Origin of the sequence: Flavobacterium sp. B183, from assembly GCF_023539155.1 — a bacterium.
Lineage (GTDB): Bacteria > Bacteroidota > Bacteroidia > Flavobacteriales > Flavobacteriaceae > Flavobacterium > Flavobacterium tructae.
Window position 1 is genome coordinate 5,435,512 of record NZ_CP097434.1, and the last position, 15,317, is coordinate 5,450,828.

General features: G+C 36.9%; 14 protein-coding genes. 8 read left to right on the top strand and 6 right to left on the bottom strand.

The features are described from left to right. Positions 1-165: 165 nt before the first annotated feature. Positions 166-1,101 (top strand): DUF6268 family outer membrane beta-barrel protein, encoded by a 936-nt coding sequence (locus tag M4I44_RS22335; RefSeq protein ID WP_249966155.1) that lies wholly within the window; start codon positions 166-168, stop codon positions 1,099-1,101. A 2-nt stretch (positions 1,102-1,103) separates the two neighbouring features. Here M4I44_RS22335 and M4I44_RS22340 read toward each other — a convergent pair whose 3' ends face one another. The 6 genes from M4I44_RS22340 to M4I44_RS22365 all read right to left on the bottom strand — a co-directional run bounded on the left by M4I44_RS22340 (position 1,104) and on the right by M4I44_RS22365 (position 8,404). Continuing rightward, positions 1,104-1,817, bottom strand: a complete 714-nt coding sequence (locus M4I44_RS22340; RefSeq protein ID WP_249966157.1) for a LytTR family DNA-binding domain-containing protein — start codon at positions 1,815-1,817, stop codon at positions 1,104-1,106. Positions 1,818-2,072: 255 nt separating this feature from the next. Beyond that, a complete protein-coding gene (locus M4I44_RS22345; RefSeq protein WP_249966159.1) occupies positions 2,073-3,122 on the bottom strand; it encodes a sensor histidine kinase in 1,050 nt (349 codons plus the stop codon). A 124-nt stretch (positions 3,123-3,246) separates the two neighbouring features. Then, a complete protein-coding gene (locus M4I44_RS22350) occupies positions 3,247-3,840 on the bottom strand; it encodes a porin family protein (RefSeq protein WP_249966161.1) in 594 nt (197 codons plus the stop codon). A gap of 170 nt (positions 3,841-4,010) precedes the next feature. Beyond that, complete coding sequence (locus tag M4I44_RS22355) at positions 4,011-5,783, bottom strand: cytochrome-c peroxidase (RefSeq protein ID WP_249966162.1); 1,773 nt, start codon at positions 5,781-5,783, stop codon at positions 4,011-4,013. 94 nt (positions 5,784-5,877) lie between these two features. After that, positions 5,878-7,329 (bottom strand): hypothetical protein, encoded by a 1,452-nt coding sequence (locus M4I44_RS22360; RefSeq protein WP_017495119.1) that lies wholly within the window; start codon positions 7,327-7,329, stop codon positions 5,878-5,880. 193 nt (positions 7,330-7,522) lie between these two features. Further along, on the bottom strand, positions 7,523-8,404 hold the full coding sequence (locus M4I44_RS22365; protein WP_026109832.1) for a PPK2 family polyphosphate kinase: 882 nt from the start codon (positions 8,402-8,404) through the stop codon (positions 7,523-7,525). Between the two features lie 108 nt (positions 8,405-8,512). Here M4I44_RS22365 and M4I44_RS22370 point away from each other — a divergent pair, with 108 nt between their 5' ends. The 7 genes from M4I44_RS22370 to M4I44_RS22400 all read left to right on the top strand — a co-directional run bounded on the left by M4I44_RS22370 (position 8,513) and on the right by M4I44_RS22400 (position 15,252). Continuing rightward, entirely contained in the window at positions 8,513-9,349 is an 837-nt protein-coding gene (locus M4I44_RS22370; protein ID WP_249966163.1) for a hypothetical protein, read from the top strand. Between the two features lie 301 nt (positions 9,350-9,650). Further along, complete coding sequence (locus tag M4I44_RS22375; protein ID WP_202701084.1) at positions 9,651-10,151, top strand: RNA polymerase sigma factor; 501 nt, start codon at positions 9,651-9,653, stop codon at positions 10,149-10,151. 2 nt (positions 10,152-10,153) lie between these two features. Beyond that, complete coding sequence (locus tag M4I44_RS22380; protein ID WP_249966164.1) at positions 10,154-11,119, top strand: hypothetical protein; 966 nt, start codon at positions 10,154-10,156, stop codon at positions 11,117-11,119. A gap of 92 nt (positions 11,120-11,211) precedes the next feature. After that, entirely contained in the window at positions 11,212-13,377 is a 2,166-nt protein-coding gene (locus M4I44_RS22385; RefSeq protein WP_249966165.1) for a VWA domain-containing protein, read from the top strand. 8 nt (positions 13,378-13,385) lie between these two features. Further along, entirely contained in the window at positions 13,386-13,706 is a 321-nt protein-coding gene (locus M4I44_RS22390) for a hypothetical protein (protein ID WP_249966166.1), read from the top strand. A 130-nt stretch (positions 13,707-13,836) separates the two neighbouring features. Beyond that, a complete protein-coding gene (locus M4I44_RS22395) occupies positions 13,837-14,424 on the top strand; it encodes a phospholipid scramblase-related protein (RefSeq protein WP_017495110.1) in 588 nt (195 codons plus the stop codon). 111 nt (positions 14,425-14,535) lie between these two features. Then, a complete protein-coding gene (locus M4I44_RS22400; protein WP_249966167.1) occupies positions 14,536-15,252 on the top strand; it encodes a 3-ketoacyl-ACP reductase in 717 nt (238 codons plus the stop codon). The last annotated feature ends 65 nt before the right edge of the window (positions 15,253-15,317 follow it).

Sequence of the window (15,317 nt, forward strand, 5' to 3'; positions counted from 1 at the left end):
TTAAGTTTAATTTATTTTTTTGTTTTTGGTATGAACCCGGTAGAAGTTAAATTCTATCGGGTTTGGTGTTTTTTATACCATTGGTCAAAAGATAGCTGCCGGTAGTCAAATGATTTTTCGTGATTGGTTTGGAACGCGGTAATTCGCAGAAAAATTAATCAAATCATGAACAAAACAATCTTTTATCTATCGCAGCTTTTCCTTTTTTTATTGACTAGTATTGCTGCACAATCACAATCAAAAATAGCAGGAGAACTTAAAGTTGATTATGTTCCGTTCTCCAACTATGTCCGTCCAATGGACAGTACTAAAACTAGTGCTGAAAGTAATTTCAAAAGGGCGCAAATTGCTTTTGAAATACCTCTTTCTCTGGAAATGGACCAATACCACCGTCCAAAACTCTGGTCTCTTTTTGCAAACGGTAGTTATGCAAAAATGGAAAACAAGAATTATGAAATTCAGTCACTTCCATTAGAATTTCAGGGTGGCTTTCCTAATGAAATGCTGAATGCACAAATTGGAGTCAAACATTTACGTTCTATCTCACCAACCTGGTCGTTAATGATAATGGCTTCTGTCGGGGTTTACACGGATATGGTCGAGATCAACAAAGATGATGTATTGCTACAGGGTGGTGTGTTTTTCATCAAACATTTCAATCCCAATATGGCATTTGGTATGGGACCTGTACTAACCAATAGTTTTGGTGTTCCGATGGTGCTTCCGGGAATTTATTTCAACTGGGAGTCCAGAGGTGCGTGGCATTTTAAAATTACCTTTCCGGAAAGTCTGCAATTTGGATATCGAATCTCAGAAAACTTTGACTTGAAAGCGGTGGTCGAACTAAGCGGAATGACGGCAGAAACAAAAGTGAATAACAGAACATCACTATTGGGGTATCAGCAAATTATTGCCGGTATACAGCCTGAAATTAAGCTTGGCAAACACTGGACCCTGCAGCCAACGGCAGGATCGACACTTTTACGCAGCTTCTCCAGTACCAACAGAAAAATTAAGGATATTTTCAAGGAGAAAGACATGGCTAATCCTAGATTTACTACTACATTTTACGGAGCTGTGGCCCTAAAATGGCAATTCTAGGATCATCGGCTTAATAAGTTTTTATAGACTACCTCTTTCAGTAATGCTTCGCGGCGTGTTCTTGAAATGGGTAGTTCTTGTCCTTTTATGAACAATCGTCCACCGGAAACGGAATCAATATGGGTAATATTGACAAGGAAAGATTTATGGATTCTAAAGAAAATTTCTGTAGGAAGTGTTTCTTCTAAAGAGATCATCGTTTGATGAATTACGAGAACCTTATCTTTAAAATGGAGCTTTGCATAGTTCTGCATTCCCTCGATATAGAGAATATCAAGCCAGGAGATCTTTTGAAATCCTTCTTCCTGACGTACATACAAATAGGGATCTAATTGATTCTGCTTTGGAGCACCCAGCATCTGATGCCATTGTTTTGCTTTTAAAGCAGCCTGATAAAAACGCTGAAACGTAATGGGTTTTAGTAAATAATCGACCACCTGCAAACGATATCCTTCAAGGGCATATTCAGAATAAGCTGTCGTAAAAATAACCAAAGGCGGATTGTCCAGCGATTCCAGAAATTCCAGCCCCGTGAGATACGGCATATTAATATCCAGAAACAACAAATCGACTTCTTTTTCCTGAATGTACGAAGTGGCTTCTAATGCGGACGCACAGGTACCCGCGACTTCAAGAAAATCAATTTTAGAAACAAAATCTACGATTCCGTTTCTTGCAATAGGTTCGTCGTCGATAACAAGGCATTTCATTTTCATATTTTGTTTTTTTACTTTTTTTTTATTTTTTCCCGCAGATCAAGCAGATTTTTTCTTCTTTATTTTTTTACGGTTCTTCATTATAACCCAATAGCAAAAATGATTGCTTATTTTTGATTGCTGAGATGTGAAATTCAGGAAAACAGATCCTATTCCACCCTTACCACTACCTCATCAAAAATCTGCAATCGTTTAATCTTCAATCTAAAATCTTTTAATTTCATGTCATTGTGCTATCGGAAACGACAAAATCTTTTACTTCAAATCCAAAACCACGATTACCGTAAAATCAGAATCGGTTTTAATGATGTTTAACTGGTGTTTTTCAGGATATTGAATCGCCAGTCTTTTTTTGACATTTTCAAGTCCGAGCCCTTGATTCTTTGATGGGGTTTTGTATTGTTCCGTATAGGAATTCTCGATCTTAAAATGCAGCTGTTTTGCCGTTTGTTTACATCCCAAATGCACATATCCTTTTTGCCCCGGAAGCCTTGAAACGTGCTTGAATGCATTTTCTATTAAAGGGACTAAAAGCAATGGTGCGATCTGAAGCTGGGCATCTTCAATACTCCATTTACATTTTACTTTTAATTCATTTCCCCATCTCGTTTCTTCGACTCCAATTAAGTCTTTCAGGTATTTTATTTCGAGATGCAGCGGCACATATTCTTTGTTGCATTCGTACAATTGATACCTCAAAATATCCGAAAACCGAATCAGTAAATCCGAAGCCAGTTTTACATCACTCTGCATTAAAATGTGAATGTGATTGAGCACATTAAACATAAGATGCGGATTAATCTGATCCTGAAGAATCTTGATTTGTGCCTCAAGATGAACCTGTTGCAGCTGAGCATGATTTCTTTCGATTATATTATGTTCCTGATAAAACCGAAGTCCGCAGGCAGTACCGCAAATCAAAATAGCTGCAGGGGTACTGCCAAAGAATCGTGCAAATAAAAACTGAATCATCGTCATGTTTGCTTCGTCGGGATACAATCGTGCGCGGGTATGCGAATTTGAAAAGATGGCATCGATAACGGCCAGGCAAAATGAAAGTATAAAAACTACCATGACACTTTGCACCGCAAATAGTGCCATTCTTCTTTTACGCAATGCAACAGGCAATACAATATCGCTAAGAAAATGTGCCAAAAGACTTGAACACAGTAAAACCAAAAAAGCCTGAGAAGCTGCCGCTCGAACGCCGTAAGCCTCTATCAGCTGTGACCAGATCGTTATTCCGAGTAAGCACCAGAAAAAAACTAAAAATATTCGGTGTCTGTTTTTATTTATTACAACCATTCTAAAAGAATAAAAAATTGATGTGAAACTTCATGTTCAAAAATAACCCTATATTTTTCAAACAAACAGCAAAGAACCAAAAAAGATCCTTTGCTGCTGACAAGGCTAAACCAAAAAAGCCTGTTTAAAATATAAAATAACCAACCCCAATGTTAAACGAATTTGGCTTCGAACTAAACTCCTTACTTAGGTTATTTAACCCTCCCTGATACGTAACATCTAAAGTAAATTTCGAAATTTCGATTCCTGCTCCAACCTGATAGCCTATATTGGATTTGTTAAATTTTCCATAGGCAGTTTTCAATTGACTCACCGAGGAAATATTTTCATCCAGCACATAAGAGTAAACTCCTCCTCCAAAAACTCTTACGTTGAGCATCGATTGATCAATTATTTTGTAACCAATTACCAACGGCATTTCGAGGCTCCTCCATTTTAGATTTTTAGAAGGCAAAGAAGCTGTTTTTTCAATTTTAGAAGATTTCTCACTGTAGAGAATTTCATTTTGAATAAAGAAACGTTTGAAATCAAATCGGGCCATAGCACCGCCAAAAAAGCCCGCTGCATACTTTGAATCAGAACCTTTTGAAACGGGAAGTTCAGAATAATTTGATCCTGCTTTTATTCCAACATGAATAGGAAGCGGAGATTGTGCATTTGATTTAAAAGAGATTAAGGTAAAAATAACTGTCAAGCATAATAATTTGTACGTGTTCATGATAATAATGTTTATTAATTTGATGCAAAGGAGCACAAACCTGAAACGCTATTAAAATTAGTTTGATGAACGGCAGCTGGGTGTTGACTAACGGACTTCCTTAGCTGTTTTACGCAACAAACCCGACAGGTTTCAAAAACCTGTCGGGTTTAGATGATATACCCCACTATTTACTTCAGGTACTTTTTATCAGTCAAAGTTCTCATGAAGGCAATGAGCTGTTTTTTCTCCAACTCTGATAAGTTTAACTTGTCTTCGGGTAAGGTTTGGTTTGGAACATCAAATCCTAAACCTACTCCGCCTCCTTCATTATAAAAGTCAATCACTTCTTCAAGAGTGTTGTAAACTCCATTGTGCATGTAGGGAGCGGTAAGTGTAATGTTTCGGATCGTTGGCGTTTTAAACGAATGTTTATGAATAGCCGCCTGCGTGATGACAAACTTGCCCAAATCTCCGTCCAGCTTTTTATTTTTATTGGGAACGCCTAATATTTCACTCTCCGATCGGTCGAAATTAGGAGGGACAGTTCCGTTGGTTAATGGTATAAAATGGCAGGTCGCACATTTGGCTTTCCCTGCAAACAAATTAAAACCTGCTTTTTCATCCGGAGTGAAATTCTCTTTGTTTTGCATATACCCATCAAACTTTGAATCGTACTGACTCAATGACCGAATATAAGAAGCCAAAGCATTCTTGATTTCAAATTCATTGATGGCTCCTTTCGGAAATGCTTTTTTGAAATCTCTTACATAGTTCGGATTCTTCTGAAGTACTAAAGCTGATTTCTCGAGAGAACCGTGCATTTCGTTTTCATTTTTAATCACAGCAATGGCCTGATCTTCGAGATAACTTACTCTGGAATCATCAAAAAATACGCGCTGAAAAGCAATATGATTCAATGTCGGCGTGTTGCGCTGCAGCATCGATTTCCCGTCTAATGTAACGGCTCTTTCCAAACCATCGGTAAAAGCTTTATCGGCATGATGACACGAAGCACAGGAGCGGGTGTTGTTGCCCGACAGAACCGGATCATTGAATAGCTTTTTTCCTAACGCAATTTTCTCCGGCGTTGTTTGATAATCCGGGAAACCTGAAAATGCCTCGGGATCAAATGCTCCTGAGTCGAATAACGTTTGTGCCGTTGTTTTTAATCCTCTTTGCTCTTGCATCAGCGGAATACCCAATTCTGATCGGGTTTTGAATAGCCCTTTGTTTAATGGATTGGCAATTTCTTTAATAAAATACGCCCGGTCAAAAGCATTGAAATTGGTATTTGTTTTTAAATAGTGCTGCCCTTTCTTCAATATTTCAAGCACCTGATCCGAATTTGAAACTGTTTTATCTTCGACATACACTTTGTAATATTTCTCAATGGTTTCTAAAGCTGCCACAGCTTCAGGAAGTGAATTCAATACCACAGGCGAATCGAATCCGGTTATTCCTAAAGTAACTATTCGATATACTTCCAATCGCATGGCATCAAAAACGTGCGCATCCGTTAATTGATTGGATTTTGAAACTTTTTCTAAACGAGCCAAATTAGCCGACAAGATACCCAGCTCCTGAAGCAATTCTTTTTTATGCGCTTTGTCATATTTAGGAAAAACCAATTCTTCAATAACCTGAAATCCTTCAGGCGGAACAGTCACTTTATCATTTTCTTCAAATTCGGGTATTGCGGGACCATTGATCGCTTTAGAAACTGCAGGCGAATAATACTCGCTTATCATTTCGACCTTTTTGTAACTTTGATGTGCTTCGAGAAATTGTCTCTGAATTTGTACTTCGGTAGAATCTGACTGCACGGAATATTTAAGCTTAGCAACCTTCTCAATCAGTAAAGTAATATCAGACTGAAACAATTCATTTACTTCCTGATGTTTGTCTTTTTTCTGACAGGCTACCAATGCCAGCAGGAAAAACAAACCGTATATTTTTTTCATGTGTATTAAAAATTAAAAGGGAAATATTCAGAAAAACAGAAACCACTACCTCAAATTGAGATAGTGGATGACTGTTTTATAATGCTTTAAAAATTTATCTCGCTAAACCTTTAATCACTACAATTTGACTTGCTTGTTGCTCGTTCGGACGATTTGTTCCTCCGTCAACTCCTTTATATTTTTCGCCAGTCCAGGTATGAGGCTGGATGCTTAACATGAAAGTATCCGGAATACCCAACTGATCTGATACATCGATCATTGCACCGTATTCCCAATCTCCGAATTTTGATAGTTTACCTACGTTATATTTGGCAGCATCAGCCTGAGTACGACGGTGATCTAATTCCAATACCACTTTCAATTCTTTTGTAGCGATATTGTACTGATAAATATAAGCATCGTGTGTTTCGTCACCGTATCCGTTTGCATCTTCCTGAACGTAAACATAGTTACTGGTTACACAGATATTATCAGGATTTTGGAATTTTCCAGCTTTTCCACTGCGGTTGTCACCATCTAAAACCAGTTCTAAAGTTCCTTTTAACGGATCGGCAGCATCAAGATTTAATCTGTAAACTCTACCATATTTCGTTCTTGAAGCATCGGCATTCGTTCCTGTGATATCTTGTCCGGTTACGTTAAAATACAATTCACGGTCAGCATTGTTACCTCCTTTGCGGTAATCCAAATCTTCAACACGACCAAATTTGATTGCTTTCAAAGTATTTACAGATGCATTGATCTGAGCTCCTGTTAAAGTAGTGTGGTTGTCAATTTTCACGAAAGAAACAGGATACGTTTGATCCACAGTCATGTCTTTTTCTCTTTGATTGCTGTCATTTCTTTTTAGCATATACAAAGATCCTCCGCTTAAATCACCAACTGTGTTTGATACATACATAAAAACCTGACCTCCGTAAGTTCCTGAGTCATCATCACCAATTACTACAACTGTTTTTCCTTTGTAAGCAGTAGAACGCAATGGTAAAGCATTTTCAGCACTTAAACGTCCAAATCCGGCCAATTCTTTAGAAACCGAAGCTCCTCCAGCACTAGCGTACGGATCTAATGCATGTGTACGGGATTCTTCTCCGGACTCTCCACAAGTTAAATAAAGCGGTCCAAAACCGTGTTCGGCCTGCGTAGCCATAGTCGCTCCGCATAATCTCCAAGTTCCTCCGCTAGAGTTTAATAAATATTCTCCCTTTGTTGGTTTGAATGTTTTATCTAAAGTAATTCTTGAAACCGCAAAATTGTCTTCGTTGTTTACTAAGAAAGTAAAAGTTCCGTCCGTATTTTTCAATAGACCTGAACCATCAGCAGAACCTCCAAAAACAAATTTAGGACTGTCTGCAAAAACATCATCTGAACTAAAAAGAGAGTAAATTTTCAAACTTTCAAATCCTGTCTGAGCTTTTATTAAACTTGGTGTTACAGATTGATCCTTCAGTACAACACTTGTTGTTTCTGCTTCATCTTTAGAATCGTTATTACAAGATGTAAGCAACGAACCTAACATAATTAGGGGTAAAATAATTCTTTTCATGTAGTTAAAAATTGGTTTCTATTTTTTTACAAAGTAACCCACTGCTCTTTAACTTAAAATGATTTAGATATTATCAAAAAATCAACAGTTTTCCTAAAAAGCGTTATAAAACAAAAAAACGTTAACATTAAATTAGTACTACAAAACACTCATAAACTTGCAGTAACATTAGCGCAAAAAAAAGAGCCTTATTTTAAGACTCGTTTTCTAATTGCTCTTTATATATTTTAATATTAGCCTTTATACTCTCCGGTAACTCAGGCTCTTTAATGTCGGTATGCTTCTGCATTTCTTCCCAAATGGTTTTAGCCACAATGTAACGGGCCATTTCTTTATCATCGGCAGGAATTACATACCACGGAGCATTTTTTGTCGAGGTTTTGTTTATAGCCTCTTCATAATATTGCTGATACTCCTCCCAATGTGCACGTTCTTTCAAATCCGCGACCGAGAATTTCCAGTTGTGTTTTTCTTCTTCCAATCGTCTTAGCAAACGTTTACGCTGTTCCTCTTTACTCAAATGCAGGAAAAACTTCAGTACAATTGTTCCATTTTGCGTAATATGCTTTTCAAAATTATTGATTTGCTCTATTCTGTCTTTCCAAAAATCTTTCGGAATATCTTCTACCTTTTCAATTCCGGGTAAATTTTCATTCAATATATACTCAGGGTGCACGCGGGTAACCAAAATATTTTCATAATGCGTGCGATTAAAAATCGCATATTTCCCTTTCTCAGGCAAAACCATATAGTGTCTCCACAAATAATCGTGTTCCAACTCTGCCGAAGTAGGCGTTTTAAAACTATGCACCACTACTCCACGCGGATTAAACTCTTTAAAAACTTCCCGAATCAGACTGTCTTTTCCGGAAGTATCCATTCCTTGCAGACAAATCAAAACGCCATATCTGTTATGAGCATACATGGCATCTTGCTGTTTACTCAATTTAGCCTGAACTTTATCGAGTTTAGCTTCTTTTTCCTCACTGTCTGCATCAAGGTCGAGCAAAGTAGGAATCTTTGATAATTTTATTTTATCTGTGATTTTAAAATCATTCGGATCTATTGATTTCATATTCATGAGTTTTTTCGTAATAGTAAATATACTATTTTTACAAAGCATATCCCTGCTATACCTTGTAATACTTTCAGGGACAGCGATTTTATTTTCAAAACAACATTCATGGAAAAATTCACCTTAGAAATATTATTTCAAATCATCGGAATCGGATCAGCATCCGGATTATTTTTTACTGACAATTCACTTTACCTTGTTGGAGATAACAGCGGTTTTCTATACGAATACAACATGCAGAATCAGCAATTGAACGAACACCCTTTAATTGACAATCCGACGAAAAATATCGCAAAAAATCTTAAACCTGATTTTGAGTCTTTAACCAACCATAACGACACGCTTTATGTTTTTGGTTCCGGATCTACCGAAAACCGAAATAAGATGATTGCATTCGATCTTAAAAAGAAAACCATTCTACAGAAAAATAATCTGGTTGATTTATATGCTCTAATGCAAAGTTTTGGCGAAATAAAACCGGAAGACTTTAATCTGGAAGGTTCTATTTTCGATGGAGAGAACTGGTACCTGTTCAATCGCGGTAACGGAATCTCGAACAAAAACACCATTTTTACCATTCATGCCAAAAGTCTGGGAGAAGAATTTGCTCTGGTTGCAACCAATTATAAGCTTCCAAAAATAAAAGGGATTCGCTCCAGTTTTACCGATGCTGTTTTGGTACAAGATAAAATCTATTTCCTTTCTACAGTAGAAAACACTAAATCAACTTATGATGATGGTGAAATTTTGGGAAGCTTCATAGGAAGAATAGACCTTAAAACTATGAAAATTGATTTCACCCAAAAAATTACAGCAACCCATAAATTCGAAGGTTTGACTTTCTATAAAAAAGAAAACAATACAATCGAATTTCTACTTTGCGAGGATAATGATACAGAGGTTTTAGAAACAAAGATTTATAAATTGAGTTTGCCTGTTAAATAACAGAGAATCTCTTTGCCTTAATTGTATCACAGAGATTCTCAAAAATTTCGCAGAGACGCACAAAGGATCGTTCACTTTTTATTATTTTGAGTTAGAAACTCATTTATTCTGTAGTACCTAAAAAAGTACTACAGTGACTCTTTATTAAGAAAATCGTACCTTTAAAACCATCTATTAAAAAAATAAATGCCTTTTTTGAACTTTTTTTTATTTCTCTCCCAACCTTTTTATCTTCTAAGCCCTCTTTAGTATAAAGACAACAATTGTGATAAACGAAACTCTCATATCCAACTGCAAAAAAATGAACCGTGATGCTCAGCGTCAGGTTTATGAGCATATGGCTCCAAAACTGTATCGCGTTTGCAAACGATACCTTAAGAAGGAAGAAGAAATTGAAGAAGCTATGGCTGACGCTTTCTATACCATATTTACAAAGCTGGATCAGCTTAAGGAGCTTTTAGCTTTTGAAGCATGGGCACGAAAAATTACCGTCAACCATTGTTTGGCAACCATCAAGAAAAACACCAATTTCAATATGTACCTTGATGATGTCAAATTGCTCTCGCAGCCTTTTACCGAAGAAGTTAACGCATTGGAAGAAGAAGATTTGCTGAATTTACTAAACCATATTCCGGACGGCTGTAAAACGGTTTTTAATCTTTTTGTTATCGAAGGTTTCGGACATAAAGAAATAGCCGCTATGCTAAACATTTCTGAGGGTACATCAAAATCACAATTGAATGCCGCTAAAACCAAATTAAAGGAATTAGTAAATAAATTGTATTACCAAAAAGCAAAATAGTCATGGACAATCAAGATAAAATATTCGATAAATTTAAAGAGGCCGCACAGAACTCGGAATCCAAAGATTTTCCAGGAATGGAAAAAGTATGGTCACGCCTTGAAGATAAACTGGACAAAAAGGAAGACAAAAAAACCATTTCGTTATGGAAAAAAATTGCGGTCGCAGCTTCTCTTTTATTACTCCTTTCTTTGGGAGCACAATTTCTAAAGTCTGACAAAACAGTTCCTGCTCTGGCTCCTAAAGTTGTAGTGAACGAAGAAGAAAAAGCAACACAGCCCATTTTAGAGAAAAAAGAAGTAATTGTTTCTTCAGAGTCACCAATAATACCAAAAGCAGAAGCTGTAAAAATCCTGGATCAGCAAATCAAACAACAGCAAAAAGTCGCGATACAGGAAATACAGCATACAGCCGACAATGCTATTGTTACACAAGCCAGTCCTGCTCCCGTTGCAGATCAAATAATTCCTCCGGTAGCTGCGTCATCTGGATATTTTAAAGAAGAAGAGGCAGAAAACAACGCTGCCAAAGATAAAGCCATTCAAAACTATGGCTATGCCGGAGCAGCACGAAGAGAATCAGCCAAAATGGCTTATGCCGAAAAACCTGTACAAATGGCTAAAAAAAGTGCTCCGCTAATTGTTTTAAACGGAAATGCCATGTCGCACAATGACGATGCAAAAAGAGACAAAATGATGCAGGCAGAGCTACCAAATTTACAGCCCGAAAATGTAGATTCTCTTGTGGTACTGGATGCGCCATTGTACATCATTGACGGCATTTATTACTCCGAAAGCGAATTATTTGGCAATAATCCAACCAGTCCGTATGCCCCTTTAAACAAACAGGAAATCAAGACCATCACCGTTCTTCAGGACCTCGAAGCCACCTCTAAATATGGCGATAAAGGAAAAAAAGGTGTTGTAATCATTACTACCCGAAAAGGAAAACCCGCAGCAAAAAACTAACGGTAAAAACTCAAATTTAATTTCAAAAAATCATTCCTAAGTCTAAGGCTTAGACTACGATCAACCCGATTATTCATCTAAAAATTACTATCATGAAAAACGTAAAACTTCTTTCATTAGCCCTATCTATGCTTATATGTTTCGTAGCATCAGCACAGGAGAAAATCATTACAGGAAACGTTACAGACGAAGCCAGCATACCGCTTCCGGGAGTAACTATCGTGATTAAAAATACCAAAAACACAACTCAAACCGATTTTGACGGAAAGTATTCCATCAAGGCACAAAAAGGAGATATTTTAATCTTTAGCTATATCGGATTCAACTCTCAAACACAAACCGTAGGCAATAAAAATGTGATTAATGTTAAACTAATTGGGCAACAGCAATCCCTTAGCGAAGTAGTAGTCGTGGGTTATGGGGTTTCGAACAGCGACTACGAAAGCTCAAATTACAGCCGTCGTGACAAGAAAATGGCTGCGAAGACTATTACCTCAACACTTCAGGGAAGAGTTGCCGGACTATCAATTACTGGTAATTATGTTCAGCCTGCACCCAATCAAAACATCATTATAAGAGGAACTGCATCTCTTTCTCCTAAAGATGAACCTTTGTATATAATCGATGGTGTTCCGGTGAAATCTGATCAATTCTCAAAAATCAATCCGAATGATGTGGAGGAAGTAAAAGTTATAAAAGAAGCAGAAGCAACTTCACTTTATGGAAGCAGAGCCTCAAACGGAGTTGTTCTTGTTGCTACCAAAAACGGCATTTACAAAAATCTTACGGAGAAAGAATTAAATGCCAAACTGAAAAAAATAACTGTTCCGCAGCCGGTAGAACCTAATGAGGAAGATTACAATACTTTTGTCGAAAATGCCTTTGAAAGTCCAAAAACAGCACCTCTTTCTACATTTTCTATCGATGTTGACAATGCTTCGTATACCAATGTGAGACGCTTTATCAATAACGGACAAGCGGTTCCGAAAGATGCCGTTCGTGTAGAAGAAATGGTTAACTTCTTTAAATACAATTATCCACAGCCAAAAGATCAAAATCCGTTTTCTATTAACACAGAAGTAAGTGATTCACCATGGAATGCCAAAAACAAAGTGCTTAAAATTGGTTTACAGGGGAAAAACATTCCAACCGAAAATTTACCTGCTTCTAATTTAGTTTTCTTAATTGATGTTTCAGGATCGATGAGCGACATGAATAAATTGCCTTTGCTAAAACAATCATTAAAAATACTGGTAAATGAGTTACGCCCGAAAGACAAAGTTGCCATGGTCGTTTATGCCGGTGCAGCAGGACTGGTTTTACCTCCAACTTCAGGTGACGAAAAGAAAACCATTATTGACGCTCTTGAAAAATTGAATGCGGGCGGAAGTACTGCCGGAGGAGCAGGAATTGAACTGGCGTATAAAATTGCTGCAGAAAACTTTATCAAAAATGGAAATAACAGAGTAATTCTGGCTACTGATGGTGATTTTAATGTGGGAGACACTTCTAACGCTGACATGGAAAAACTAATCGAAGACAAAAGAAAAACAGGCGTTTTTCTTACGTGTCTGGGTTACGGAATGGGAAATTACAAAGACAGTAAGATGGAAACTTTAGCCGATAAAGGAAATGGAAATTATGCTTACATCGACAACATTCAGGAGGCCAATCGCTTTCTGGGAAAAGAATTTAAAGGTTCCATGTTTGCAATTGCTAAAGATGTAAAAATTCAGATAGAATTTAATCCGAAACAAGTTCAGGCTTATCGTTTAATCGGTTACGAAAACAGAAAACTGCGTCCGGAAGATTTTAAAAATGATACTATTGATGCGGGAGAACTTGGAAGCAACCATACCGTTACGGCTCTTTATGAAATTGTTCCCGCCGGAGTAAAAAGCGATTATTTGGCACAGCAGCCTGATGCTTTAAAATATACCAAAGTCGAAGAAGCCGGAACAAATTACAGCAATGAACTTGCTACCATAAAATTCCGTTATAAAAAACCGGACGGAGATAAAAGTATTGAACTGGTACAGGTAATCGAAAACAAATCGGTTGCATTGGAAAAAGCTTCGGATGATTTTAAATTCAGCAGTTCAGTGGCTTGGTTCGGTCTGAAACTAAGAGATTCAAAATTAATTTCAGACAAATCTTCAGATGCTATTCTGAAATTAGCCAAACAGGGGCTTTCCAACGATCCTGAAGGTTACAAGTCCGAATTTATCCGTTTAATTGAGGCAGCAAAATTTGATTAAATTTTACGATGAAAAATGTAAAACTTGCTTCATTGGCTTTTTCTATATTTCTCTGTCTCGTAACACATGCACAGGAGAAAGATGTATCTCATACAAAACCTGTAAATGCCGATAGTCAGATCATAATATGTGCACCATCAAAAAAATCTATTATTAATCCACCTTTGGTAATTCTTGATGGAGTTATAATCAATTTTAAAGATTTTCCTAAAGTGAGCCCGAATACTATCAAAGAGATGAAAGTTTTAAAGGAAACTGAAGCAACTTCAGTCTACGGAAATAAAGGAATAAATGGTGCTATAATTATCACAACAAAGAAAAATAACTGAAATTTGATAACACAGATTTCATTTTTAACAGCGGTTTATTAACAAAATTATTTTTACATTTGATCTCCTTTTGAAACCCTTTCAGAAGGAGATCAATCATATTATTTAATCATTTTCACACAATCAATTAATGAACCCTATCTTAAATCAGAATTTATTTCTTGTAAAAGAGCATGTTGGCATGTTTAAAGCATCAAACAACTATGACATTTATAATCCGGAAAGCAATCAGATCATCTTAAACTGTAGAGAAAACAATCTGGGATTCTTCACCAAAATGTTGCGTTTCACCGATTACAAAAGAATGACACCTTTTAATGTTGAAATCGCAGCAGCTTCAGGTGAAAAACTAATTTCGGTAAAAAGAGGTATTGCCGTTTTCAGATCTAATGTTGAAGTTTTTGACGAAAAAGAGAGACTGATAGGTACCTTTAAACAAAAGTTCTTTTCTTTTGGCGGCAGATTTGAAATTTTAGATAAAAACGAAAAACCGGTTGCTACACTTCAGGGAAAATGGACAGGATGGGATTTCAAATTTACCCACGAAAATAAGCAGTTGGCTCAGGTAAGTAAAAAATGGGCAGGAATGGGGAAAGAACTCTTCACCAGTGCCGATAATTATGTTCTTCAAATTGAAGAAACTGTAGCACAGGACAGTCCGCAAAGACAATTAATTCTGGCTGCTGTAATGTGTATCGACATGGTTTTGAAAGAATAGAAAAAGTTGTTAAACTTAGATTAAGAAAACATCTAAAGCATCATTTTAGGAAGCAAAAGCCTTATTTTTGTGGTACTCAAATGATGCTTTCGCATTTCTAATATGACAATCATGACAGACTTAAAAAATAAAAATGCCCTAATTACAGGAGCCGGAAAAGGAATAGGAAAAGCAATCGCACTTGCACTTGCAAACGAGGGAGTTAATGTAATTTTAATTTCAAGAACACAAGCAGATGTTGACCAGCTGGCAATCGGAATCAATAACTTAGGTGTAAAATCTTTGGCTTTAGCTGCTGATGTTTCTGATATTAATTCTATAAATAGTGCTGTAGAAAAAGCATTAGCCGAATTTAAAAGTATCGATATTTTAATCAACAACGCCGGAATTGGTGCTTTTGGAAAATTCCTGGAATTAGAACCAAACGCCTGGGAAAGAATCATTCAGGTCAACCTTATGGGAACCTATTATACCACCCGTGCCGTTATTCCGAATATGATCGAAAGACAAACGGGTGACATCATTAATATTTCATCGACAGCAGGTTTAAACGGAAACGCCGTTACGAGCGCTTACAGTGCTTCAAAATTTGCTGTTCTGGGTCTAACAGATTCTTTGATGCAGGAAATGAGAAAACACAATATCCGTGTTACTGCTTTAACACCAAGTACAGTAGCTACTGATATGGCTAAAGATTTAAATCTGACAGACGGAAACCCTGAAAAAGTAATGCAGCCCGAAGATATTGCCGAACTGATTGTCGCACAACTGAAACTGAGTCGTCGCGTTTTCATTAAAAACAGCAGTATCTGGTCTACTAATCCTTAAAAATAAATTCCAATCTTTTGAAAAATTCCAAATTCCAAATGCTGCAAGCTGGAATTTAAATGTTG

Bases quoted from the DNA above. Each gene is read 5' to 3' on its own strand.
- M4I44_RS22345 (WP_249966159.1), bottom strand. From the start codon at position 3,122: ATGGTTGTAATAAATAAAAACAGACACCGAATATTTTTAGTTTTTTTC.
- M4I44_RS22340 (WP_249966157.1), bottom strand. From the start codon at position 1,817: ATGAAAATGAAATGCCTTGTTATCGACGACGAACCTATTGCAAGAAAC.
- M4I44_RS22395 (WP_017495110.1), top strand. From the start codon at position 13,837: ATGAACCCTATCTTAAATCAGAATTTATTTCTTGTAAAAGAGCATGTT.
- M4I44_RS22380 (WP_249966164.1), top strand. From the start codon at position 10,154: ATGGACAATCAAGATAAAATATTCGATAAATTTAAAGAGGCCGCACAG.
- M4I44_RS22360 (WP_017495119.1), bottom strand. From the start codon at position 7,329: ATGAAAAGAATTATTTTACCCCTAATTATGTTAGGTTCGTTGCTTACA.
- M4I44_RS22350 (WP_249966161.1), bottom strand. From the start codon at position 3,840: ATGAACACGTACAAATTATTATGCTTGACAGTTATTTTTACCTTAATC.
- M4I44_RS22390 (WP_249966166.1), top strand. From the start codon at position 13,386: ATGAAAAATGTAAAACTTGCTTCATTGGCTTTTTCTATATTTCTCTGT.
- M4I44_RS22370 (WP_249966163.1), top strand. From the start codon at position 8,513: ATGGAAAAATTCACCTTAGAAATATTATTTCAAATCATCGGAATCGGA.
- M4I44_RS22335 (WP_249966155.1), top strand. From the start codon at position 166: ATGAACAAAACAATCTTTTATCTATCGCAGCTTTTCCTTTTTTTATTG.
- M4I44_RS22365 (WP_026109832.1), bottom strand. From the start codon at position 8,404: ATGAAATCAATAGATCCGAATGATTTTAAAATCACAGATAAAATAAAA.
- M4I44_RS22385 (WP_249966165.1), top strand. From the start codon at position 11,212: ATGAAAAACGTAAAACTTCTTTCATTAGCCCTATCTATGCTTATATGT.
- M4I44_RS22400 (WP_249966167.1), top strand. From the start codon at position 14,536: ATGACAGACTTAAAAAATAAAAATGCCCTAATTACAGGAGCCGGAAAA.
- M4I44_RS22375 (WP_202701084.1), top strand. From the start codon at position 9,651: ATGAACCGTGATGCTCAGCGTCAGGTTTATGAGCATATGGCTCCAAAA.
- M4I44_RS22355 (WP_249966162.1), bottom strand. From the start codon at position 5,783: ATGAAAAAAATATACGGTTTGTTTTTCCTGCTGGCATTGGTAGCCTGT.